Below are 20,642 nucleotides of genomic sequence, written 5' to 3' on the forward strand. Positions count from 1 at the left end.
CGAGGACGGGTTCGCGGTCAGTGTGCGCGGGCCGCCGCCGCCGCGCACCCGGTTTTCCGGCGGCGGTTTTCCGGTGGCGCGGGCCCGCCCCGCCGCGTACGGTCCCGCCCATGAACGCCAAGCGCCCCCTGGTCGCCGTCCTGACCGGCGCCGGGATCTCCACCGACTCCGGCATCCCCGACTACCGTGGCCCGCAAGGACTCTGGCAGCGCGACCCGGCGGCGCAGGACCTCGTGACCATCGGCCCGTACCTCGCCGACCCGGACGTCCGGCGCCGGTCGTGGCGGATGCGGCAGGAGGTCGGCGCCGTCGGCGCCGAACCCAACGCCGGCCACCTGGCACTGGTCGAACTGGAGCGCAGCGGCGTGCCGATGCGCGTCCTCACCCAGAACGTCGACGGCCTGCACCGGCGTTCGGGCCTGCCGGAACGCAAGGTGCTCGAACTCCACGGCACCGCACAGCGGGTGCAGTGCGTGCGCTGCCGCGTGCGCAGCGACATGGACGAGGCCCTGACACGGGTCGCCGCCGGCGAGGACGACCCGGCCTGCCGCGCCTGCGGCGGAATCCTGAGGCCGTGCACCGTGATGTTCGGCGAGGCCCTCGACGCGACCGTGCTCGGCACCGCCGCGTCCGTCGCCCGGGCCTGCGAGGTGTTCGTCGCCGTCGGCACCCTGCTGCAGGTCCACCCCGCGGCGGGCCTCGCGGAGCTCGCGGTGCAGAACGGCGCCCGGCTGATCATCGTCAACGCCGAGCCCACCCCGTACGACCCGCTCGCGGACGAGCTGATCCGCGAGCCGATCTCCGCCGCACTGCCCGCCCTGGTCCGCCGGATCGTCGCGGGGGACCTCACCGCCGGCGCCGCATAGCATGGCGGCACCCGAACGGCAGGGAGCGGACATGACGGCTGCACACTTCGACCCGTGGTCCCCCGCGTTCGTCGCGCACCCGTACGACGCCTACGCGGCGCTGCGCGACGAGGGGGCCGTCCACTTCTACGAACCCACCGGCCAGTGGCTGGTGCCCCGGTACGCCGACGTCTCCGCGCTGCTCCGCGACCGCCGGCTCGGACGCACCTACACCCACCGCTTCGGCCACGAGGAGTTCGGCCGGTCCGCGCCCGACCCCGCGCACGAGCCGTTCCACACCCTCAACGACCACGGACTCCTCGACCTGGAGGCCCCCGACCACACCCGGATCCGCCGGCTCGTCGCCAAGGCCTTCACCCCGCGCATGGTCGCCGCGCTGCAGCCCACCGTCGCCCGGCTCGCCGACGACCTCGTCACCGGCCTCCTCGCGGACGGCGGAGGCGACCTCGTCGCCGCCGTCGCCGAGCCCCTGCCGGTCGCCGTCATCGCCGAGATGCTGGGTGTCCCGGAGGGCGACCGGCCGCTGCTGCGCCCGTGGTCGGCGGCCATCACCGGGATGTTCGAGCTCAACCCGTCCGAGGAGACCGCGCGGCGCGCCGTCCGCGCCAGCACCGAGTTCTCCGACTACCTGCGCGCGCTGATCCGCGCCCGCCGCACCACCCCCGGCGACGACCTCGTCAGCGCCCTCGTGCAGGTCGCCGACGGCACCGACGTGCTCAGCGAGCAGGAGATGGTCTCCACCTGCGTGCTGCTGCTCAACGCGGGGCACGAGGCCACCGTCAACACCACCGGCAACGGCTGGTGGGCGCTCTTCCGCAACCCCGGCGAACTCGCCCGGCTGCGCGGCGCGGTGGACGAACTCCTGCCCACCGCCGTCGAGGAGCTGATGCGTCACGACACCCCGCTGCAGATGTTCGAACGCTGGGTGCTGGACGACATCGAGATCGACGGCACCACCGTGCCCCGCGGCAGCGAGGTCGCCCTGCTCTTCGGCTCCGCCAACCGCGACCCGGCCCGCTTCGCCGACCCCGACCGCCTCGACGTCGGCCGCACCGACAACCCGCACATCACCTTCGGCGCCGGAATCCACTTCTGTCTCGGCGCCCCGCTCGCCAGAATGGAGCTCACGGAGTCGTACGGCGCACTGCTGCGGCGGGCCCCCGGGATGCGGCTGCTCCGCGAGCCCGTCTGGCAGCCGGGGTACGTGATCCGCGGACTCGAAGAGCTGGCGGTCGAGATCTAGGACCGGACCGAGGGGGACACATGGGCGCTGCCACCGGAGCACTGCTGGGCCTGGCGATCGGCGACGCCCTCGGCCACCCGACCGAGTTCGAGACCTTCGACGAGATCGCCGCGCACTGCCCCGACTGGCGCGGTCTCCCGCTGCCCGCCCCGGCCCGCGTCACCGACGACACCCAGATGACCCTCGCGCTGGCCCGCGGCCTGCGCACCGCCCTGGAGCGCGGTCCGCTCACCCCGCTGCGCCTGGAGCGGCCGGTGCGCGAGGAGTTCGTCGACTGGTGGCGCTCGCCCCAGAACAACCGCGCGCCCGGCATGACCTGCCTGAAGTCCTGCCAGCGGCTCAGCAGGCCCGACCGGCCCTGGCAGGAGGCGACCGACACCGGTTCCAAGGGCTGCGGCGCCAACATGCGGGTCGCCCCGCTCGGCCTGGTCCGCTCCCTGACCGAACGCCAGCTGGCCGGCGCCGCCCAGCTGCAGTCCGGCCTCACCCACGGCCACCCGACCGCGCTCGCGGCGAGCGACCTCACCGCGTACACCGTGCGGCTGCTCGCCGAGGGCACCGCACCCGGCGAACTGCCCGGCCTGCTGCGGCAGTACGCGCTGCGCAACCGCACCCGGCACGACGCGTTCTGGCTCGGCGACCTCGCCGCGCACGCCCAGGACCATGCGCCGGAGGAGTTCACCGCCCGCGGCTGGGACGACTGCCTGCTCGTGCTGGACCGGCTCGACGCGGCCCTCGCCCGGCCGTCGCTCGACACCGACCCGTGCGAGATCACCGGCGCCGGCTGGATCGCCGAGGAGGCCTTCGCCACCGGCCTGCTCTGCTTCCTGCTGCTGCCGGAGGACCCGGTCGCCGCGGTCCGCCGCGCGGCCTTCTCCTCCGGCGACTCCGACTCCGTCGCCTGTCTCACCGGCGCGTTCGCGGGGGCGCACCACGGCGAGGAGGCCTGGCCCGGCGACTGGGTGGAGCGCATCGAGTACCGCGACGAGCTGCTCGCCTTCGGCGCCCTCTGGGACTGAGCGCCGCAGGCCCGGGCCGGCCGCCACCCCGGGACGCCGGGGGTGCGGGCGTCCGCCGCGGCCTCCTCCGGGCTCAGGCCTGCACCGGGTACCGTCCCGCCAGCGCCGCGCGGTCGCCCCCGGCCTGCGCGACCAGGTCGTCCGCGACCTGCAGCAGCACCTCCCGGCCCTCCACCGCGCCCGTCCACTCCGCGGGCAGTGCCGTGAGACCGTGCGCCGCGCCGACGAGGTTGCCGCAGACCGCGCCCGTCGAGTCGCTGTCGCCGGAGTGGTTCACCGACAGCAGCAGGGCCTCCCGCGGGCCCGCGACCAGGGCGCAGTACACCGCGATCGCCAGGCACTCCTCGGCGATCCAGCCGAGGCCGACCCGCTCCACCGCCTCCGCCGACCCGGGGCCCTCGGCGGCGACGCGCACCGCCCGCTCCAGTGCCGCCACGGTCTCCCCGGCGCCCGGCAGGGCGGCCACCTGGGCGGTCGTCCCCGCGACCGCCGACGGCAGGGGAACCCCGGCGGCCAGCCGCTCGACCAGTGCGGCGAAGGCGCCCGCCGCGAGGTAGCCCGTCGGGTGACCGTGGGTCAGCTGCGCGGCCAGGGCCGCCTGCCGGAACGCGTCCTCCACCCCCAGCCCCAGCAGTCCGAACGGTGCCGAACGCATCACCGTGCCGCACCCCTTGGAGTGCGGGTTGACCGGCCCGGGCCGGCCGAGCTCCGCCGCCGGCTCGTAGCGCGGATGCTCCGTCAGCCCGGTCAGGCAGGCCGTGCCGGGGGAGCGCGAGGCGTACAGGAAGGCGTGCCCCAGCAGCCAGCCGTCCGGCTGCCGTTCGGGGGCCGACAGGCGCTGCGTGAGCAGCCAGCGGTGGTACGCCGCCTTCAGCGCCTCCGGGTGCCCGCCGCGCAGCAGGCCCTCCGCGGTGAACAGGGTCATCTGGGTGTCGTCCGTGACCTGGTCGCCCTGCAGGCCGGTCACCCCCGCGGGGCCGAACCGCTGCCGGATCGCCTCCAGCCGCAGGAACTCCACCGGCCACCCCAGGGCGTCGCCCACCGCCCCGCCCAGCAGCGCCCCCCGCACCCTGTCGCGGAACCGCTCCGTACCGCTGTCCGCGCCTGCTGCCATGCCCGCCCCCCCGTGTGGTCCGCCCGTACCGTCCGCCCGGTGGCGTCCGGCTCAGTGCCCGATGGCCCCGGCGCGCCCGTGGATCGCCGCCCGGTCGGCGGCGGCCCGGCCGGCCGCCCAGCCCTCGCCGTCGCTGACCCGCACGCGCTGCGAGACCAGCTTCGGGAACATCTGCCCCACGGTCTCGTCCACGGCCTGCCCGCGGGCGGCCAGCGCGGGCAGCAGCCGTTCGTCCGGCACGAGTTGCTCGGAGGTGCCGTCCTCGCGCAGGTGCCGTCCGGCCGCGGCCTCCGCGGTCGTCCGCTCGGTGGCCTCGGTCAGCCGCTCGCGGATCCGCGCAGCATAGGAGATCAGGAACGACTGGCGGAACGCCTTCGTCCGGGGCGCGCCGTCCTTGTGCTTCCGGCTGCCGGCGCGGCTCATCGCCGCCGTCGCCTGGACGAGCAGCGAGGTGTAGAGCAGCTCCACCGCGTCCAGGTCGGCGTCGAAGCCGATCACCGTGCAGAAGCCGAACTCCTTCGCCCACACCACCCGGCAGCGGTTGGCCGCCGCGACCGCGTCCAGCAGCATCGCCTTCGGGCTCTCGTACGGGTTGTCGACCCCGATCCGCAGCGCGGCGGGCGCGTCCTCGGCCCGCGCGCCGACGGCCAGCAGCGCCTCGTCGATCGAGTACTGCGCCATCAGCTGCTGCGCCTTGGCGCTCAGTGCCTCGGCCTCGTCCGGGAACTCGGTCGACTCGGCCTTCGCGAGGAGGGCCCGGATCCGTCCGAGCATCCGCGGCTCGCCCGCCGACCGGACGGCCGCCCCGGCGAACGGCCGGGCGGACGGCGCGCCCTGCCCCGGCACCGGGCCGACGGGCGCGACCGGCGGCAGCAGCGACCAGGTCCGCAGCACCTCCAGCGCGGCCGTCGCCAGGGCGAAGCGGTCGAGCCGGTGGCGTTCCGCGAACGCCGACAGGAAGGCCGCATCGCGGTCCCACCACACCTCGACGGCCAGCTCGCGCAGCTGCTCGTGCCAGCGGCGGTCCAGCGAGGACGCCGGGTGCCGCCGGCCCTCGGCGGCGATCAGGTCGACGGCGAGCGCCAGGTGCGCAGGTCCGAGGCTGCGGCGCACCACCCGCACCACGTCGGCCGGCCGCCACCCGGCGCTCCAGCACCGTCCGACGGTCCGCTCCGTGTGCGCGAGGAGCGCCCGGCTCACCTCGGGCCACTGCTCCGCGGACGCCGCCAGCAGCGACGCCCCGACGTCGAGCGCGTAGTCGAGGCCGTCCGGGGACGCCGCGACCACCTGCCCGACCGCCTGTGCCAGCAGTCCGTCGACGGCCGTACCCTGCCCGTCCCTGCTGCTGCGCTTGCCCACTGTGCCTCTTCCGTCCACCGCCGTCCGACTGCCGACCCGGCCCGTCCATGATGCCGGAGCGGCCGGGGCGGCCCGGGGCGTGCGGCGTGCGTCACACCGCGGGGTGCCCGTACGGGCGTGCGGCCGCGGCCGGTGAATCCGTGGGGCCGCACCGGCAACTACTCGCCCCGCCCACTCGTCCTGCATTCTGTAGGGGCACAGCGTGCGCACAGCGCGCGACGGGGCGTCAGGGAGGTGGCCGGGATGGCCGTACAGCCGTGGGGGCAGCCGCAGCAGCCGTACGGGCAGCAGCCGCAGCCGTGGCAGCCCGCGCAGTCCCCCCAGTCCGCGATGCGCGCCGCCCACGCGGACCGCGAGCGGACGGTCGACGTCCTGAAGGCCGCGTACGCGGAGGGCCGGCTGACGGCCGAGGAGTACTCGCAGCGCTTCGACGCCGCGCACCGCGCGCAGACGTACGGGCAGCTCTCCCACCTGGTCGGCGACCTGCCGTCCGGGCCGATGGTCGCGCCGCAGATCTCCCAGGTGGGACCGGTCGTGCCGCAGGCCTTCCTGCCGCCGCCGATGCCGTACGTCCCGGTGCGGACGAACGGTCTGGCGATCGCCTCGATGGTGCTCGGGCTGCTCTGCCTGCCGACCTTCGGGATGCTGGGCGTCCCCGCGGTGGTGACCGGGCACATGGCGAAGTCGCAGCTGAAGCAGGGGCACGAGGAGGGCGACGGGATGGCCACCGCCGGCCTGGTGATCGGGTGGCTGTCGATCGGCGGATGGGCGATGATGATCCTGCTGGCGCTTGCCTCCTCGGTCTGACCGGGGTCCGGCTCCCGGCCCGCTCCGGTGGCGGAGGGGTGGTGTGTGTGATAGGACGGCGGGACATTTTCCCGTCGTCCGGCTGATCTTGCGCCGTCCCGGGTGAGCTGCGGCGTTCCATTTGTTTTGACCGCCGCCGATGCGCTAGGTACGCTCTGTTTCGTGCCTGGGGTGTCCCCGGGTCCTTGTGCGTGCCAGCAGACCGGCCGCCGTAGCAGAGCGCTATCCCGCTCTTGCCGTGCGAGCGCCGACGCTGCCCTAGCTCATGGGATTCCGCGCGTCCTCCGTCAGGAGGCCCAACACACCCGACCGCGTGGGTCGGAGGGTTGGGTTCGCCCCAGGTTAGTTTTACGCAGCCTTGGCACACAGAAAACGGAGAAACGGTGCCTACGATCCAGCAGCTGGTCCGAAAGGGCCGGCAGGACAAGGTCGAGAAGAACAAGACGCCCGCCCTCAAGGGCTCGCCGCAGCGACGCGGCGTCTGCACGCGTGTGTACACGACCACCCCGAAGAAGCCGAACTCGGCGCTTCGTAAGGTCGCCCGTGTGCGCCTCACCAGCGGGATCGAGGTCACCGCTTACATTCCGGGCGAGGGCCACAACCTGCAGGAGCACTCCATCGTGCTGGTCCGCGGTGGCCGTGTGAAGGACCTTCCTGGTGTCCGCTACAAGATCATCCGCGGTTCCCTCGACACCCAGGGTGTCAAGAACCGCAAGCAGGCCCGCAGCCGCTACGGCGCCAAGAAGGAGAAGTAACCATGCCTCGTAAGGGCCCCGCCCCGAAGCGCCCGGTCATCATCGACCCGGTTTACGGCTCCCCGCTGGTGACCTCGCTGGTCAACAAGATCCTGCTGCACGGCAAGCGCTCCACCGCCGAGCGGATCGTGTACGGCGCCCTTGAGGGCGTCCGCGAGAAGACCGGCGCCGACCCGGTGGTCGCGCTCAAGCGCGCCCTGGAGAACGTCAAGCCGACCCTTGAGGTCAAGTCCCGCCGTGTCGGTGGCGCGACCTACCAGGTCCCGATCGAGGTCAAGCCCGGCCGCGCCAACACGCTGGCCCTGCGCTGGCTCGTCGGCTACTCCCGCGCCCGCCGCGAGAAGACCATGACCGAGCGCCTGCTCAACGAGATCCTGGACGCGAGCAACGGTCTGGGCGCCTCGGTGAAGCGTCGCGAGGACACCCACAAGATGGCCGAGTCCAACAAGGCCTTCGCGCACTACCGCTGGTAGTCCTAACCCCGTCACTAGACAGAGAGAGAACGAGCCACCATGGCTGCAACCTCCCTTGACCTCGCCAGGGTCCGCAACATCGGGATCATGGCGCACATCGACGCGGGCAAGACCACCACCACCGAGCGGATCCTGTTCTACACCGGTGTCTCGTACAAGATCGGTGAGGTCCACGACGGCGCTGCCACGATGGACTGGATGGAGCAGGAGCAGGAGCGCGGCATCACGATCACGTCGGCCGCGACGACCTGTCACTGGACGCTCGACGGCGTCGACAACACCATCAACATCATCGACACCCCGGGCCACGTCGACTTCACCGTCGAGGTGGAGCGTTCGCTCCGCGTGCTCGACGGTGCGGTGACGGTGTTCGACGGCGTCGCCGGCGTCGAGCCCCAGTCCGAGACCGTGTGGCGGCAGGCTGACCGCTACGGCGTCCCGCGCATCTGCTTCATCAACAAGCTGGACCGCACGGGCGCCGACTTCTACTTCTGCGTGCAGACCATCGTGGACCGCCTCGGCGCGACCCCGCTGGTCATGCAGCTGCCGATCGGCGCGGAGTCCGACTTCGTCGGCGTCGTCGACCTGGTGAAGATGAAGGCCCTGGTCTGGTCGCCCGAGGCGACCAAGGGCGAGATGTACGACGTCGTCGACATCCCGGCCGAGCTCGCCGACAAGGCGGCCGAGTACCGCGAGGCGCTGCTCGACACCGTGTCGAACGTCAGCGACGAGGTGATGGAGCTCGCCCTGGAGGGCGACGACATCCCCGAGGAGCTGCTGATCGCCGCGATCCGCAAGGGCACGCTGGAGTCCGCCTTCACGCCGATCTTCTGCGGCACCGCGTTCAAGAACAAGGGCGTTCAGCCCCTGCTCGACGCCGTCGTGAAGTACCTGCCGTCGCCGCTGGACATCGAGTCCATCGAGGGCACCAAGCCCGGCGACGACTCGGTGAAGATCTCGCGCAAGGCCTCGGACGACGAGCCGCTCGCCGCGCTCGCGTTCAAGATCATGTCCGACCCGCACCTGGGCAAGCTCACCTTCGTCCGGATCTACTCCGGGCGCCTTGAGGCCGGCACCGCCGTCCTCAACGCGGTGAAGGGCCGCAAGGAGCGCATCGGCAAGATCTACCGCATGCACGCGAACAAGCGTGAGGAGATCGACTCGGTGGGCGCCGGCGACATCGTCGCCGTCATGGGTCTCAAGCAGACCACCACCGGCGAGACCCTGTCCGACGAGAAGCAGCCGGTCATCCTGGAGTCCATGGACTTCCCGGCCCCGGTCATCCGCGTCGCGATCGAGCCGAAGTCCAAGGGCGACCAGGAGCGGCTCGGTACCGCCATCCAGCGCCTGGCCGAGGAGGACCCGTCCTTCCAGGTCAACACGGACGAGGAGACCGGCCAGACCATCATCGCGGGTATGGGCGAGCTGCACCTCGAGGTGCTGGTCGACCGTATGAAGCGTGAGTTCAAGGTCGAGGCCAACGTCGGCAAGCCGCAGGTCGCGTACCGCGAGACGATCCGCAAGGGCGTCGAGCGCATCGACTACACGCACAAGAAGCAGACCGGTGGCTCGGGCCAGTTCGCGAAGATCCAGATCGCGATCGAGCCGCTCGAGTCCGGCGAGGGCTACGAGTTCGTCAACAAGGTCACCGGTGGCCGCGTGCCGAAGGAGTACATCCCTTCGGTCGACGCCGGCTGCCAGGAGGCCATGGAGTTCGGTGTCCTCGCCGGGTACCCGCTCCAGGGCGTTCGCGTGACCCTGCTCGACGGTGCGTCGCACGACGTCGACTCGTCCGAGCTCGCGTTCAAGATCGCCGGTTCGATGGCGTTCAAGGAAGGCGCCCGGAAGGCCTCCCCGGCCATCCTGGAGCCGATGATGGCCGTCGAGGTCACCACGCCCGAGGACTACATGGGCGACGTGATCGGCGACATCAACTCCCGTCGCGGTCAGATCCGTTCCATGGACGAGCGTCACGGCGCCCGCGTCGTTTCGGCGCTCGTCCCGCTCTCCGAGATGTTCGGCTACGTCGGTGACCTGCGCAGCAAGACCTCTGGTCGCGCAAGCTACTCGATGCAGTTCGACTCGTACGCCGAGGTTCCGCGGAACGTGGCGGACGACATCATCGCCAAGTCCAAGGGCGAGTAGTTCCACCGTGCCGGCGGCGCATGCTGCCGACATACGGGACTTTCCCGACCCCTTAGGCTAGAAGGAGGAAACTCGGGGGGATCTCCCCAGATCCCCCCGGGCCCTCCGGCACCCCACCCCGCGGGACGGCACGGGGCGCTACCGGCGCCACGTTCCCAAACCCGATCCAGACCAACTGACGTCGTACGGCGTACAGAACTGTCCTCAGGAGGACTGCAGTGGCGAAGGCGAAGTTCGAGCGGACGAAGCCCCACGTCAACATCGGCACCATCGGTCACATCGACCACGGTAAGACCACGCTGACCGCGGCGATCACCAAGGTGCTGCACGACGCTTACCCGGAGATCAACCCCTTCACGCCGTTCGACCAGATCGACAAGGCGCCGGAGGAGCGGCAGCGCGGTATCACCATCTCCATCGCGCACGTCGAGTACCAGACCGAGGCGCGTCACTACGCCCACGTCGACTGCCCGGGTCACGCGGACTACATCAAGAACATGATCACCGGTGCGGCCCAGATGGACGGTGCGATCCTCGTCGTCGCCGCCACCGACGGCCCGATGCCGCAGACCAAGGAGCACGTCCTCCTGGCCCGCCAGGTCGGCGTCCCCTACATCGTCGTCGCCCTGAACAAGGCCGACATGGTGGACGACGAGGAGATCCTGGAGCTCGTCGAGCTCGAGGTCCGTGAGCTCCTCTCCGAGTACGAGTTCCCGGGCGACGACCTGCCGGTCGTGCGCGTCTCGGCGCTGAAGGCGCTCGAGGGCGACGCCGAGTGGGGCCAGAAGCTCCTCGGCCTGATGGCCGCCGTCGACGAGTCGATCCCGACCCCGGCGCGCGCCACCGAGCTCCCGTTCCTGATGCCGATCGAGGACGTCTTCACGATCACCGGTCGTGGCACCGTCGTCACCGGTCGCATCGAGCGTGGTGTCCTCAAGGTCAACGAGACCGTCGACATCATCGGCATCAAGACCACCAAGACCACCACCACGGTCACCGGTATCGAGATGTTCCGCAAGCTGCTCGACGAGGGCCAGGCGGGCGAGAACGTCGGTCTGCTCCTCCGTGGCATCAAGCGCGAGGATGTCGAGCGCGGCCAGGTCATCATCAAGCCGGGTTCGGTCACGCCGCACACCGACTTCGAGGCCCAGTCGTACATCCTGTCGAAGGACGAGGGTGGCCGTCACACCCCGTTCTTCAACAACTACCGCCCGCAGTTCTACTTCCGTACCACGGACGTGACCGGCGTCGTGACCCTCCCCGAGGGCACCGAGATGGTCATGCCGGGCGACAACACCGCCATGACCGTTGCGCTGATCCAGCCCATCGCCATGGAGGAGGGCCTCAAGTTCGCCATCCGTGAGGGTGGCCGCACCGTCGGCGCCGGCCAGGTCACCAAGATCATCAAGTGATGATCTGACCCCGGCCCGCCGTTCGGCAGGCTCGCCGCAAGGCAACGAGAGGGCCCGCTCCTCCGTCCGCAAGGACGGGAGGGCGGGCCCTCTCGCATGTCCGGTGCCGGGTTCCCGGCGGCCGCCGTCGCCACCGGGCGGCGGCCCGGTGGCGGCCGCCGCCCGCGCCGGGGTGTCAGAGGCCGGCGGTGTACGCCCGGCAGGCCTCGTAGGAGGGCAGCAGGCCGGACGCGAGCGCCTCGGCCAGCGAGGGCGCGGCCGCGTCGCGGTCGGACAGCTGCGGGGCGTCGGCGGGCCAGGCGATGCCGAGGTCCGGGTCGAGCGGGTGCACGGCGTGCTCGCCGACCGGGTTGTACGCCTCCGAGCAGAGGTACGACAGCGTGGCGTCGTCGGTGAGCGCGCAGAAGCCGTGGCCGACGCCCTCCGGGACGTAGACCGCGCGGCGGTCGGTGTCGTCCAGCCGCACGCCCTCCCAGCGCCCGAAGGCGGGGGAGCCGGTGCGCAGGTCCACCAGCACGTCCAGCACCGCGCCCCGGACGCAGCTCACGTACTTGGCCTGGCCGGGCGGCACGTCCGCGAAGTGGATGCCGCGCACGACGCCGCGGGCCGACACCGAGAGGTTGGCCTGGGCGAGGCGCAACGGGTGGCCGACGTGTTCGGCGAGCCGGTCGAAGCGGTACCACTCGGTGAACAGGCCGCGCGGGTCGCCGTGCAGCCGGGGCGTGATCTCGAAGGCGCCTGGAATGGCCAACGCGCGGAACTTCACCGGGAGTTCTCTTCCTGCAGCAGGTGCAGCAGGTACTGGCCGTACCCGCTCTTCGTCAACGGTTCGGCGAGTGCGCGCAGCCGGTCCGAGTCGATCAGGCCGGCCCGCCAGCAGGCCTCCTCGATGCAGCCGATCTTGAGGCCCTGGCGCTCCTCGATGACCCGGACGAACTCCGAGGCCTGCACCATCGAGACGAACGTCCCGGTGTCCAGCCAGGCCGTGCCGCGGTCCAGCTTCGTCACCTGCAGCTCGCCGGACCGCAGGTAGGCGTCGTTGACCGCGGTGATCTCCAGCTCGCCCCGGGCGCTGGGCCTCAGGCCGCGCGCGATCTCCACGACGCGGTTGTCGTAGAAGTACAGCCCGGGCACCGCGTACCGCGACTTCGGCTGCTGCGGCTTCTCCTCGATCGACAGCACCCGGCCGTCCCCGTCGAACTCCACCACGCCGTACGCCGTCGGGTCGGCGACCGGGTAGGCGAAGACCAGCCCGCCCTTGGGATCCGTGTGCTGGGCGAGCCGGGTGCCGAGCCCGCTGCCGTGGAAGATGTTGTCGCCCAGGATCAGGGCCACCGGTGCGTCGCCGATGAAGTCCGCGCCCAGCACGAAGGCCTGCGCGATGCCCTCCGGCCGCTCCTGGACGGCGTACTGCAGCCTCAGGCCGAGCTGGGAGCCGTCGCCGAGCAGCCGGTGGAACTGCGGCTGGTCCTCCGCGGTCGTGACGATGAGGATCTCGTCGATGCCCGCCATCACCAGGGTGGACAGCGGGTAGTAGACCATCGGCTTGTCGAAGACCGGGAGCAGCTGTTTCGAGACGGCCCGGGTGAGCGGCCACAGGCGGGAGCCGGTACCGCCGGCCAGCAGGATTCCACGCATGGGCAGCAGCCTACGGGAGCCCGTCCGGCCTCCCTGGCGGACGTCCTCGGGCCGGCCGGGGCCCGCCGGTAGACTGCGCGCACTATGCGCATCTTGGTCACCGGCGGCGCCGGTTTCATCGGCTCCGAGTTCGTCCGTTCGCAGCTCCGGGCCGACGCCTCGGCCCGCATCACCGTGCTCGACAAGCTCACCTACTCGGGCGTCGAGGCCAACCTCGCACCGGTCGCCGACCACCCGGGCTACCGCTTCGTCCGGGCCGACATCTGCGACCCCGAGGCGGTGGACGCCGCGATGGCCGGCCACGACGTGGTCGTCCACTTCGCCGCCGAGTCGCACGTCGACCGGTCCATCGAGGGCGCCGGACCGTTCGTGCGGACCAACGTCGTCGGCACCCAGGTGCTGCTCGACGCCGCGCGCCACCACGGCGTCGGCCGCTTCGTCCACGTCTCCACCGACGAGGTGTACGGCTCGATCAGCGAGGGCTCCTGGACCGAGGACTGGCCGCTGGCGCCGAACTCCCCGTACTCGGCCTCCAAGGCCTCCTCCGACCTGCTGGCGCTCGCCTACCACCGCACCCACGGCATGGACGTGGTGGTCACCCGCTGCTCCAACAACTACGGGCACCACCAGTTCCCGGAGAAGGTCGTCCCGCTGTTCACCACCAACCTCCTCGACGGGCGGAAGGTGCCGCTGTACGGCGAGGGCGGCAACGTCCGCGACTGGCTGCACGTCTCCGACCACTGCCGGGGCATCGACCTCGCCCTGCGCGGCGGCCGGGCCGGCCGGGTCTACAACATCGGCGGCGGCACCGAGATCACCAACAAGGAGCTCACCGGCCTCCTGCTGGAGGCCGCGGGCGCCGGATGGGACATGGTCGAGCACGTCGAGGACCGCAAGGGCCACGACCTGCGCTACTCGCTCGACATCACCCGCATCCGCGAGGAGCTCGGCTACGAGCCGCAGGTCTCCTTCGCCGACGGCCTCGCCGACACCATCGCCTGGTACCGCGAGAACCGCGCCTGGTGGGAGCCGCTCAAGGCCCGGGCGGCCCTCGCATGACGACCTGGCTCGTCACCGGCGCCGGCGGCATGCTCGGGCGCGACCTGCTGGCCGTGCTCGACGAGGCCGGCGAGAAGGCCACCGGGCTCGACCGGTCCGCGCTCGACGTCACCGACGCGCAGGCCGTCCGCGAGGCCGTGCACGGCCACGAGGTGGTCGTGAACTGCGCGGCCTGGACGGACGTCGACGGCGCGGAGAGCGCCGAGGCCGCCGCCACCGCCGTCAACGGCGCCGGCGCGCGCCACCTCGCCCTCGCCTGCCGCGAGGCCGGTGCCCGGCTCCTCCAGGTCTCCACCGACTACGTCCTCCCCGGCGACACCGACCGGCCCTGCCCGGAGTCCGCCGCGACCGGACCCGTCAACGCCTACGGCCGCTCCAAGCTCGCCGGGGAGCAGGCGGTGCTGGAACTCCTCCCCGGCACCGGCTACGTCGTGCGCACCGCATGGCTGTACGGCGAGCACGGGCCGAACTTCGTGGCCACCATGCTGAAGCTCGCCGCCGTCCGCGCCACCGTCGACGTCGTCGACGACCAGCACGGACAGCCCACCTGGTCGCACGACCTCGCCCGGCAGCTGCTCGCCCTCGGCCGCGCCCCGCACGCCCCGGCCGGCGTCTACCACGGCACCGCCGCGGGCCGCACCACGTGGTACGGGCTCGCCCGCGAGGCGTACGCCCTCGCCGGGCTCGACCCCGAGCGGATCAGGCCGACCACCTCGGCCGCGTTCCCCCGCCCGGCCGTACGGCCCGCCTGGAGCGTGCTCGGCCACGACCGGTGGGCCGCCGCGGGCCTCGCACCGCTGCCGGACTGGCGGGACTCGCTCGCCGCCGCCCTGCGCCGCCCCGCCTTCCGCGACCTCGTCACCCCCGGCACCTAGCCGACCACCCGTTCGAGTGCGTGGGGCCGCTGCCTTAGGCTGTTGGCCACCCACGGGGACCGCCCCGCGCACGGAAGGCGCCGGCAGTGCAACTCTCCATCCTCACCTCGATCACCGGCGTGGTGGTGCTCGCCTACATCCTGGAGCTGCTGCGCCGCCAGCAGCTCCGCGAGAAGTACGCGGCGATATGGCTGACCATCGGCCTCGCCATAGCGCCCCTCGGCTTCTTCCCCTCGCTGCTCGACTCCACCGCCCGCCGGCTCGGCGTCGCGTCCGGCGTGAGCCTCGTGCTCTTCGCCGGCTTCGTGCTCGTCCTGCTGGTCAGCCTCCACCTCAGCTGGGAGGCGAGCCGCCTTGAGGCGGAGACCCGCACCCTCGCCGAGGACGTCGCCCTGATACGCGCCCAGCTCGCCGAACAGGGCATCCTCACCGGCCCCCAGCACGCCTCCCTCCCCGCCACCACCCCGGAGGCCACGCCGTGACCACTGGCCAGCGCGTCCTGATCATCCTGCCCGCCTGGAACGAGGCCGACGGCCTGCCCGCCGTGCTGGGCGAGATCAAGCGCCAGCTGCCGCACGTCGACACGCTCGTCGTCGACGACGGATCCACCGACCGCACCGCCGAGGTCGCCGCCGCGGCGGGCTCCGCCGTCGCCCGGCTGCCGTTCAACCTCGGCGTCGGCGGCGCCATGCGCCTCGGCTACCGCTACGCGCAGCAGCACGACTACGACGTCGCCGTCCAGGTCGACGCGGACGGCCAGCACGACCCGTTCTACGTGCCGCTCCTGCTGGAGCGCCTGGCCGACGCCGACCTCGTCATCGGCGCCCGCTTCGACGGCGAGGGCGACTACCGGGTGCGCGGGCCGCGCCGCTGGGCGATGAAGCTGCTCTCCCTCGTGCTCTCCCGCATCGCCGGCGCCCGGCTGACCGACACCACCTCGGGCTTCCGCGCCTGCAACCGGCCGCTGATCGAGTTCTTCGCCCGCTGGTACCCCGTCGAGTACCTCGGCGACACCGTCGAGAGCCTGGTCGGCGCCGCCCGCTGCGGCTTCACCGTCCGCCAGGTGCCGGTCGCGATGCGCGCCCGCACCACCGGCCGCCCCAGCGCCTCGCCGCTCAAGGCGATGGTCTACCTCGTCCGCGCCGGGCTCGTCCTGCTCCTCGCCGTGATCCGCCGGATGCCCCGCCACGTCCGGGACTTCGCCCCCGGGTCCGACTTCTACCGGGCCTTCGCCGCCCGGCGGACGCCCGCGGCCGTCCCCGCCGAGGCCGAGGTCTAGGAGCCACGTGTCCCGCTACGAGATCCTCCTGCCGTACTACGGCGACGTCCGACTCATGCAGGACGCCGTGCACAGCGTCCTCGCGCAGAGCGGCGACGACTGGCGCCTCACCGTCGTGGACGACGGCAAGGAGCCCGGCGTGCCCGAGTGGTTCGAGGCCCTGGCCGACCCGCGCGTGCGGTACTTCCGCAACGACGCCAACCTCGGCGTCACCGGCAACTTCAACCGCTGCGTCGCCCTCGCCGAGTACGAGTACCTCGTGCTCATGGGCTGCGACGACCTCATGCACCCGACCTACCTCGACGTCGTCCGCGCCGCCGTGGCCCGCGAGCCCCGGGCCGCGATGATCCAGCCCGGCGTCGAGGTCGTCGGCACCGACGGGCAGCCGTACGACACCCTCGTCGACCGCACCAAGCGCCGCCTGTACGCCCCGAAGGGCCCCGGCCGCGACCTCCTCGGCGGCGAGGACCTCGCCGTCAGCCTGCTGCGCGGCAACTGGCTCTACTTCCCGTCGATCTGCTGGCGCACCGAAGCCGTCCGCCCGTACGGCTTCCGCGCCGACCTCGGCGTCATCCAGGACCTCGCGCTCGTCGTCGACCTGCTCGTCGCGGGGGAGTCCCTGGCCACCGCCCCCGAGGTCTGCTTCAGCTACCGCCGGCACGCCGGCAGCGAGTCCTCGGCCACGGCGTACACCGGCAGCCGCTTCGAGGAGGCCAAGCGCTTCTTCCGGGAGACCGCCGACCGCCTCGACGCCCTCGGCTGGCACCGCGCCGCCAAGGTCTCCCGGCTGCACCTGTCCTCCCGCCTGCACGCCATCACCCTGCTCCCGGGCGCCGCCCGGCACGCCGGCCGCCCGGGAGTCAACGCCATGATCAAGCACGCGGCCCGCTGACCCATGAAGCGCCTGCGCAGCCTCGCCACCGCCCTGCCGGCCGGCATCCGGACGGTCGCCGTCGGCACCGCCGTCCTCGGCGTCGCCTCCTACCTGCAACTGGCCGTCGCCGGGCACAGCCTCACCACCGAGGCCATGGCCGGCGTCTCCGTGCTGTGGACGATCGTCATGTCCGTCGGCATCGGGCTGTTCCTCCCGCTCGAACAGGAACTCACCCGGATCGTCGCGGCCCGCACCGTCCGCGGCGAGGGCGCCCGGCCCGTCCTGCGCCGCGCGACACTGCTCACCTGCGGCATCCTCGGCGTCATCCTCGCCCTGATGGCGGCGTTCGCCCGCCCCCTGGCGGACCTCCTGCTGCACGGGGACACCGCCCTCGTCGCGGCCCTCGGCAGCGCCTTCGCCGCCATGGCGTTCTGCTACCTCACCCGCGGCATCCTCGCCGGCCTCGGCCGCTTCACGCCGTACGGCACCCAACTGGCCGTCGACGGCGCGCTGCGGATGCTGCTCGCGTTCGGGTGCGCCGCCGCGGGCCTGCACTCCGCCCTCGCGTTCAGCCTGATCATGACCGTCGCGCCCCTGCTGGCGCTGCTCGCGACGCTGCCCGCCACCGTCCGCGCCGTCCGCCCCGGACCGCCGCAGCCCTGGCCCGGCCTCGTCCGCGGCCTCGGCCCGCTCATGGTCTCGACCCTGCTCGCGCAGTGGATGGTCAGCGCCGCCGTGATGAGCGTCCAGCTCCTGGAACCGGACCAGGTCGACCTCGTCGCCGCGCTGCTCAGCGCCCTCGTCCTCGCCCGGGTGCCGATCTTCGTGTTCGGCGCGCTCCAGGCGTCGCTGCTGTCCGGCCTGGCCGGCGCCGCGGCGGCCGGCCGGCACGCCGACTTCCTGGCCATGCTGCGCAGGGCGTGCGCGGCGGTCACCCTGCTGTGCGTCGCGATCTCCGTGCCCGCCGTCGTGCTCGGGCCGTGGCTGATCCACCTGCTGTTCGCCGCACCCGAGGTGCTCGACCGCGCCGACTTCCTCTGCCTGTGCCTCGGTGCCTTCGGCTACCTGCTCGCCATGGTCCTCGGCCAGGCGCTCATCGTGCTGCACCGGCACCGCGCCCAGCTGCTCTGCTGGCTGTTCGGCACCGCCGTCCTGGTCGGCGTCACCCTGGTGCCGGGGCCGATCGAGGGCCGGGTCTGCGTCGCCTTCGCCGCCGGCCCGCTCGCCTGTGCCGCCGGCATGCTGTGGAGCCTGCGCGGCGCCGTTCCGCGCCGCCCCTCGGCCTCGGCCCCTGCCGGCGCCGAGGCGGAGCCGATCCCCTCCGCCTGACCGGCGGCCCCCGCATCGCCCGGCCGCACCCCCGAGCCGTCCGGGCCCGGACCACGGACGTGCGCGAACAGTCGGCCTGGGGTGCGACCCGGAGTGCCGCCCGCAGCGTCTGGATGGGTGAGGCCGTCCGCACGGGCGGCGGGGGAGCGACGGGGGAGAGCGATGACATCGGAGCACGGACGGCGGCAGCGGTGGACGGGCCGGGCCGGACGCACGCCGGGCCCGGCCGGGCTGGACTCCGGCTGGCAGCGGCGCTCCGGCTGGCAGCGGCGCTCCGGCTGACCGGGCCTGCCCTGCCCTGCCCCGCCCCGCCGTGCGGGCCCGTACGGCGGGGCCGGGTACCGTCGCCCCCGGACCCGGACCCGGACCCCGACCTCCTGCCCCCCGGACGTGACCCATGCGCTTCCGTACGCCCTCCCGCACCGCCCGTCCCGCGGCCGTCGTCGCGGTGGCGGTGGCGGCCGTCCTGGCCGCGGGCTGCGCCCCGGGACGCACCGGCGACGGGGGAGCGTCCGCCCCGGTCACGCCGGAGCGCGCGACGTCAGGGGGCGCGGCCGCGTCGGCCGCGCCCCCGGCCGATCCCGAGCTGGACCGCGCCGTCCGGGCCGCCGCCGACCTGCCCGCGGGCCGGGAGCCGCGCACCGTCCGGGTGTTCGGCCCGGCGGCCGGGCCCGGCGGGTGGCGCCTGCTGCTCGCCGCCGACGGCGAGCGGGTCACCGGCGTGGCCTGCGGCGGCACGTACCTGCCCTTCCGGGAAGCGGGCGGCGCCCCGGCCGGCGACGGTGCCCGCACCGTCTACGCGGTGACCCTGCCGGGCGACCTGCGGGGCGCCCTGGAGGTCGGGGCGGTGCGCGGCGGGACGGCGGGCACCGAGTCCGTGGACCTCGGCCTGGACGGGCCGGGAGGGCCGGACGCCCGGGTGTGCGGGCAGCCCCCTGCCGGGGAGTGACGGGCGCCGCAGAAAAGCGCCCGATTGGCGTTTGGGCTCCGCCGTATGGCAGTATGTCCAAGTTGCTCGGTTGAGTGCCGATGCTGCGCGCCTCCCGCCGGGAGGACCGGAAGCGAGTCCCATGTACTCGTCGTTCCCGTGATGGCCGTTCATGTGTTCACGTGCTGTATGTGGACGCAGTGGTGTGTAAGCGACACCGCGGCAGCTGCGGGGCGGACGTACGGGAATCTTCCGGGAAGCGTGGACGGGGCCTCGACCCGGCGCCTGGTGGGTGCAAGACCTCACCGATCCCGGAGCTGGAACCGAAGAGGGTGTGAAACCTCTTTGGTTTTTTGCAAGCGGTAGGGCGACACGCCCGACCGCGGGGGTCGGAGGGAGACCGCGAGGTAACCACCCGGGGGCGCCGCCGGACGAGTCCACCCGGACCCAGCCGGTCGCAGTAGCAGCAAACGACACAAAGGACTACTGAGTAGCCATGGCGGGACAGAAGATCCGCATCCGGCTCAAGGCCTACGACCACGAGGTCATCGACTCCTCGGCGAAGAAGATCGTCGAGACGGTGATTCGTACTGGTGCGCAGGTCGCAGGCCCGGTGCCGCTGCCCACTGAGAAGAACGTGTACTGCGTCATCCGCTCGCCGCACAAGTACAAGGACTCGCGCGAGCACTTCGAGATGCGTACTCACAAGCGTCTGATCGACATCCTCGACCCCACGCCGAAGACGGTTGACTCGCTCATGCGTCTCGACCTGCCGGCCGGCGTCGACATCGAGATCAAGCTCTGAGAGGCGCACCGAAGATGGCTAAGCAGATTAAGGGCATCCTGGGCGAGAAGCTCGGCATGACCCAGGTCTGGGACGAGAACAACCGGGTCGTCCCGGTGACCGTCGTCAAGGCTGGGCCGAATGTCGTGACCCAGGTCCACACCGCCGACAGCGCTTCCGGCTACGACGCCGTGCAGCTCGGCTTCGGCGAGATCGACCCCCGCAAGGTGAACAAGCCCCTCGTGGGTCACTTCGCCAAGGCCGGTGTCACCCCGCGCCGCCACCTGGTCGAGATCCGTACGACGGACGCGTCCGAGTACACCCTCGGCCAGGAGATCACCGCTGAGCTGTTCGAGGCGGGTGTCAAGGTCGACGTGACCGGCACCTCCAAGGGCAAGGGCTTCGCCGGTGTCATGAAGCGTCACAACTTCAAGGGCCTCGGCGCCGGTCACGGCACCCAGCGCAAGCACCGTTCGCCCGGTTCCATCGGTGGCTGCGCCACCCCGGGTCGCGTGTTCAAGGGCATGCGCATGGCGGGTCGGATGGGCCACGAGCGTGTGACCACCCAGAACCTGACCGTGCACGCGGTCGACGCGGAGAAGGGCCTGCTGCTCATCAAGGGCGCAATCCCGGGCCCCAACGGCGGCCTCGTCCTCGTCCGCACCGCGGCGAAGGGGCTGTGA

Annotated in this window: 21 protein-coding genes; 17 read left to right on the forward strand and 4 right to left on the reverse strand. The window is 72.5% G+C overall.

Annotation, left to right across the window (positions count from 1 at the left end):
• Positions 1-110: 110 nt before the first annotated feature.
• The 3 genes from SNE206_RS09830 to SNE206_RS09840 are packed head-to-tail and all read left to right on the forward strand — an operon-like array spanning position 111 to position 3,128.
• The gene (locus SNE206_RS09830) at positions 111-866 is read left to right on the forward strand and encodes an SIR2 family NAD-dependent protein deacylase (protein WP_407912989.1); all 756 of its coding nucleotides are present in this window, start codon (positions 111-113) and stop codon (positions 864-866) included.
• A gap of 31 nt (positions 867-897) precedes the next feature.
• On the forward strand, positions 898-2,109 hold the full coding sequence (locus tag SNE206_RS09835; protein ID WP_407912990.1) for a cytochrome P450: 1,212 nt from the start codon (positions 898-900) through the stop codon (positions 2,107-2,109).
• Positions 2,110-2,129: 20 nt separating this feature from the next.
• Positions 2,130-3,128, forward strand: a complete 999-nt coding sequence (locus SNE206_RS09840; RefSeq protein WP_407912991.1) for an ADP-ribosylglycohydrolase family protein — start codon at positions 2,130-2,132, stop codon at positions 3,126-3,128.
• Positions 3,129-3,201: 73 nt separating this feature from the next.
• On the opposite strand, the gene SNE206_RS09845 is transcribed toward SNE206_RS09840, so the two are convergent.
• Both SNE206_RS09845 and SNE206_RS09850 read right to left on the reverse strand, forming a co-directional pair.
• Positions 3,202-4,242 carry an ADP-ribosylglycohydrolase family protein gene (locus SNE206_RS09845; RefSeq protein WP_407912992.1) on the reverse strand — a complete coding sequence of 347 codons (1,041 nt, stop codon included), beginning with the start codon at positions 4,240-4,242 and terminating at the stop codon, positions 3,202-3,204.
• Positions 4,243-4,293: 51 nt separating this feature from the next.
• Positions 4,294-5,601, reverse strand: coding sequence for a DUF2786 domain-containing protein (locus SNE206_RS09850; RefSeq protein ID WP_407912993.1), 1,308 nt, complete (start codon positions 5,599-5,601; stop codon positions 4,294-4,296).
• Positions 5,602-5,844: 243 nt separating this feature from the next.
• On the opposite strand from SNE206_RS09850, the gene SNE206_RS09855 reads away from it, so the two are divergent.
• The 5 genes from SNE206_RS09855 to tuf all read left to right on the forward strand — a co-directional run bounded on the left by SNE206_RS09855 (position 5,845) and on the right by tuf (position 11,193).
• Positions 5,845-6,408, forward strand: coding sequence for a DUF1707 and DUF4190 domain-containing protein (locus tag SNE206_RS09855; protein ID WP_407912994.1), 564 nt, complete (start codon positions 5,845-5,847; stop codon positions 6,406-6,408).
• 383 nt (positions 6,409-6,791) lie between these two features.
• Positions 6,792-7,163, forward strand: coding sequence for a 30S ribosomal protein S12 (rpsL, locus tag SNE206_RS09860; RefSeq protein WP_014144289.1), 372 nt, complete (start codon positions 6,792-6,794; stop codon positions 7,161-7,163).
• Between the two features lie 2 nt (positions 7,164-7,165).
• A complete protein-coding gene (gene rpsG, locus SNE206_RS09865) occupies positions 7,166-7,636 on the forward strand; it encodes a 30S ribosomal protein S7 (RefSeq protein ID WP_405012872.1) in 471 nt (156 codons plus the stop codon).
• A gap of 39 nt (positions 7,637-7,675) precedes the next feature.
• A complete protein-coding gene (gene fusA, locus SNE206_RS09870) occupies positions 7,676-9,781 on the forward strand; it encodes an elongation factor G (RefSeq protein WP_407912995.1) in 2,106 nt (701 codons plus the stop codon).
• A gap of 218 nt (positions 9,782-9,999) precedes the next feature.
• Positions 10,000-11,193, forward strand: coding sequence for an elongation factor Tu (gene tuf / locus SNE206_RS09875; RefSeq protein ID WP_407912996.1), 1,194 nt, complete (start codon positions 10,000-10,002; stop codon positions 11,191-11,193).
• Between the two features lie 175 nt (positions 11,194-11,368).
• On the opposite strand, the gene rfbC is transcribed toward tuf, so the two are convergent.
• Complete coding sequence (gene rfbC, locus SNE206_RS09880; protein WP_407912997.1) at positions 11,369-11,944, reverse strand: dTDP-4-dehydrorhamnose 3,5-epimerase; 576 nt, start codon at positions 11,942-11,944, stop codon at positions 11,369-11,371.
• 11 nt (positions 11,945-11,955) lie between these two features.
• Positions 11,956-12,831 (reverse strand): glucose-1-phosphate thymidylyltransferase RfbA, encoded by an 876-nt coding sequence (rfbA, locus tag SNE206_RS09885; protein WP_407912998.1) that lies wholly within the window; start codon positions 12,829-12,831, stop codon positions 11,956-11,958.
• A gap of 84 nt (positions 12,832-12,915) precedes the next feature.
• Between rfbA and rfbB the strand changes: the two genes are divergently transcribed.
• From rfbB to rplC, 9 genes are all read left to right on the forward strand, one after another.
• Positions 12,916-13,890: a dTDP-glucose 4,6-dehydratase gene (gene rfbB, locus SNE206_RS09890; protein WP_407912999.1), complete on the forward strand. Its 975-nt coding sequence runs from the start codon at positions 12,916-12,918 to the stop codon at positions 13,888-13,890.
• Complete coding sequence (gene rfbD, locus SNE206_RS09895) at positions 13,887-14,765, forward strand: dTDP-4-dehydrorhamnose reductase (RefSeq protein ID WP_407913000.1); 879 nt, start codon at positions 13,887-13,889, stop codon at positions 14,763-14,765. The genes rfbB and rfbD overlap by 4 nt, the downstream gene beginning before the upstream one ends.
• 86 nt (positions 14,766-14,851) lie before the next feature.
• Positions 14,852-15,247 (forward strand): DUF2304 family protein, encoded by a 396-nt coding sequence (locus SNE206_RS09900; RefSeq protein ID WP_405012879.1) that lies wholly within the window; start codon positions 14,852-14,854, stop codon positions 15,245-15,247.
• Entirely contained in the window at positions 15,244-16,044 is an 801-nt protein-coding gene (locus tag SNE206_RS09905) for a glycosyltransferase family 2 protein (protein ID WP_407913001.1), read from the forward strand. Before SNE206_RS09900 ends, SNE206_RS09905 begins: the two co-directional genes overlap by 4 nt.
• Before the next feature lie 7 nt (positions 16,045-16,051).
• Positions 16,052-16,936 (forward strand): glycosyltransferase family 2 protein, encoded by an 885-nt coding sequence (locus SNE206_RS09910; RefSeq protein WP_407913002.1) that lies wholly within the window; start codon positions 16,052-16,054, stop codon positions 16,934-16,936.
• A gap of 3 nt (positions 16,937-16,939) precedes the next feature.
• The gene (locus SNE206_RS09915; RefSeq protein WP_407913003.1) at positions 16,940-18,247 is read left to right on the forward strand and encodes a lipopolysaccharide biosynthesis protein; all 1,308 of its coding nucleotides are present in this window, start codon (positions 16,940-16,942) and stop codon (positions 18,245-18,247) included.
• Positions 18,248-18,644: 397 nt separating this feature from the next.
• Positions 18,645-19,196, forward strand: coding sequence for a hypothetical protein (locus tag SNE206_RS09920; RefSeq protein ID WP_407913004.1), 552 nt, complete (start codon positions 18,645-18,647; stop codon positions 19,194-19,196).
• 475 nt (positions 19,197-19,671) lie between these two features.
• The gene (rpsJ, locus tag SNE206_RS09925) at positions 19,672-19,980 is read left to right on the forward strand and encodes a 30S ribosomal protein S10 (protein WP_012785157.1); all 309 of its coding nucleotides are present in this window, start codon (positions 19,672-19,674) and stop codon (positions 19,978-19,980) included.
• 14 nt (positions 19,981-19,994) lie between these two features.
• On the forward strand, positions 19,995-20,642 hold the full coding sequence (rplC, locus tag SNE206_RS09930; protein ID WP_407913005.1) for a 50S ribosomal protein L3: 648 nt from the start codon (positions 19,995-19,997) through the stop codon (positions 20,640-20,642).

The sequence above is a fragment of the Kitasatospora sp. NE20-6 genome (genome assembly GCF_045862635.1).